The organism is Oleiagrimonas sp. (assembly GCF_027858935.1).
Classification (GTDB): Bacteria; Pseudomonadota; Gammaproteobacteria; order Xanthomonadales; family Rhodanobacteraceae; genus Oleiagrimonas.
This window is the reverse complement of record NZ_JAQIBU010000066.1, coordinates 1-2,640: the sequence shown is the minus strand read 5'-3', so window position 1 is coordinate 2,640 and position 2,640 is coordinate 1. Positions and strand designations below refer to the sequence as shown.

3 protein-coding genes are annotated in these 2,640 nt (G+C 64.7%); 2 read left to right on the top strand and 1 reads right to left on the bottom strand.

Annotated elements, in window-relative coordinates; all coding sequences use genetic code 11:
* Together PF446_RS02595 and PF446_RS02590 are read left to right on the top strand one after the other, a co-directional pair.
* The coding region (locus PF446_RS02595) for an NAD(+) diphosphatase (protein WP_298069409.1) at positions 1–368 on the top strand (368 nt) is incomplete at its 5' end.
* Between the two features lie 60 nt (positions 369–428).
* Positions 429–1,406: a cobalamin biosynthesis protein gene (locus tag PF446_RS02590; protein ID WP_298069407.1), complete on the top strand. Its 978-nt coding sequence runs from the start codon at positions 429–431 to the stop codon at positions 1,404–1,406.
* 16 nt (positions 1,407–1,422) lie between these two features.
* On the opposite strand, the gene PF446_RS02585 is transcribed toward PF446_RS02590, so the two are convergent.
* Positions 1,423–2,640 (bottom strand): 1-acyl-sn-glycerol-3-phosphate acyltransferase (locus PF446_RS02585; protein ID WP_298069405.1); only part of this gene is annotated, 1,218 nt, incomplete at its 5' end.

Here is a 2,640-nt window from a genome sequence, read left to right as displayed (position 1 = left end):
ATTCCACCCTGGCCGGCTTCGTCGAACCCGGCGAGTCGCTGGAGGATGCCGTGCGCCGTGAAGTTTTCGAGGAATCCGGCGTGCAAGTGACCGACTGCGACTATCACTCTTCGCAACCGTGGCCGTTCCCGGCCTCGCTGATGCTCGGATTCACCGCGCAGGCCAGCGCGCGCACCATAGAGCTTCGTGACGGCGAACTGGAACATGCCGCCTGGTTTACCCCCGAACAGATCGTGCATGGCGTCGAGAATGGCGCGCTGATCCCGCCGACACGGCTGTCCGTGTCCTGGCGGCTGATCGAGCACTGGATGCGCGCCCGCTCCGGGATCGAACTGTCCCGACTGGATACCCGAACGAAGCGGACCTGACCTCCAGCCCGCGCTACAATCGAACCATCCCGTTCGTTGTTCGCCGGAGTCCACCCCCTCATGGCTATCCGTCTACTGGTTGTTCTGGTGGTACTGCTGTTGATCCAGCTGCTGCCTTACATCCCCAAGTACCGTCGCCACGACTGGTTCCATCGCTGGACTGCCCACCATTCCGAGAACGATGGCGGCGCCTTCGTGGCCTGGACCCTGCTGCCGCCGCTGCTGGTATGTCTGGTGCTTTCTTACGTGCTCTCGCACTTGCCGTTGATGATGGTCCTGTGGGCCATTTTCGCCGGATACGTGCTGGCCTACAGCCTGGGCCCTCGCGACCTGGAACGGGACGTCGATGCGGTGCTCAAGGCCCCGGATCGCGCCGGACGCGAGCAAGCCGCGCAAATGCTGCGCTCCACCGATGATCATTCCCGGATGCCCTTCACCGCACCGCATCTGGTCGAAGCTGCCGTATGGTCCGGACTGCGGCGAAGATTCGCAGTGCTCTTCTGGTTCCTGCTGCTTGGGCCTGTCGGCGCGCTCGGTTACCGCCTGAACCGGTTGCTGCTGGTGCAGGTAGCACCCGACCCCGTACCGGACTCCGGCGTCACGCACGTCGAAGAGGAAGACGAACATGCCCGTGTCGACGCCACAGCAGCGCCGCCTGCCACGAATGCGGAAGTCGAACCCGGCCCCACGCGCGGGCGCGTGGTCGCGCGTCGCCTGGGCGAGATTCTGGACTGGGTTCCCGCGCATCTGATGGTGTTCGCCATGGCCCTGGTGTCGGACTTTGATGCCGTGATCAAGGCCTGGCGTGCCTGGCATGCCGATCCCGGCAATGCCGCGCGCAGCTTCGACCCGGACTTTCTTTCCGCCGTGGCCCGCGCCAGTGTCGATGCCGACGTCGTGGCAGGAGATGAGGGCCCGGACCAGGACACCAGCGATGCTCTGGTGGAGCTGGACGACGCCCGCCGCCTGCTCATGCGTGTACTGATGGTCTGGTTGGCCATTGCCGCCCTCATCGTGCTTGGCGGCTGGTTCGTCTGAGGCGAACGCCACGCCCTCAGGCATCATCCCCCCGCAGATCCCGCACTCGTTGCTCCAGGGCCTGCAACGTGGTGTTGTGCGGCAACATCACCTCACCCGTATCCAGCTCCACCCGGGCGCGGAAACGTCGCGGCAGACGTGCACGGCCCAGCATGCTGTCCCGGCGACTGAATACGCTGCCCCACAACCCGCGCAGCGCCATCGGCACCACCGGTACTGGTCGCCGCTGGAGGATCTGCTCGACTCCGGGCCGGAACGCCGCGATCTGGCCATCCAGCGTCAGCCCGCCCTCGGGAAAAATACACACCACCTCGCCAGCGGTCAGTGCCTGGTCGATGGCCTCGAAGGCTGCCTGCAGCAACGCCGGGTCCTCCCTGCGCCCGGCGATCGGGATCGCGCCGGCCATGCGGAACAGCGACTTCAGCACCGGCATCCGGTAGATCCGGTAGTCCATCACAAAGCGTACCGGACGCCGCACACAGGCCATCAGGATCATCGGGTCGGTAAAGGCCACGTGATTGCATACCATGAGGGCCGGACCGGTCTCGGGGATCCGGTCGATGTGCCGGCAACGAATACGGTAGAGCGTGTTGACCATCAGCCAGCCAAGGAAGCGCAGCGGGAATTCCGGCACCAGGGTAAAGATGTACACCGCCACCACTGCATTCATCAGTGCCACCACAAGAAACAGCTCGGGTACATCCAGGCCCGCCTTCAGAAGGCCGATGCCAAAACCCGCCGCAAGCACCATGAACAGGGCATTGAGGATATTGGTCCCGGCGATCACCCGCGACAGCTTGCTGCGCTCGGCACGCGACTGCACCAAGGCAAACAGCGGCACGATGTAGAACCCGGACATGAGCCCGATCAGGGTCAGGTCCAGCGCCAGATGCCAGCCCCCCGCCGCGCTCAACACCTGCCACCAGTTCTGCCCGCGTACCACCGCCTCGTGCGGGCGCACCAGGAAAAGGTCAATCCCGAACAACGTCATCCCGGCCGCCCCCAACGGCACCAGTCCCGGCTCCACCTTGCCTCCGGAGAGCTTCTCGCAGAGCAGTGATCCGATACCGACACCGATCGAGAACAGGGCCAGCGCCAGGGTCAGCACGCTGGCATCACCGCCAAGATACGAGCGCGTGTACAACGGCAGTTGCACGGTCAGCGTGGCTCCGAAGAACCAGAACCACGAGATGCCCAGGATCGCGTTGAACACGGTGCGTTCACGCACCGTGTA

Excerpts from the sequence above, each read along its gene's own strand:
- PF446_RS02590 (WP_298069407.1), top strand. The coding sequence starts at position 429 with ATGGCTATCCGTCTACTGGTTGTTCTGGTGGTACTGCTGTTGATCCAG.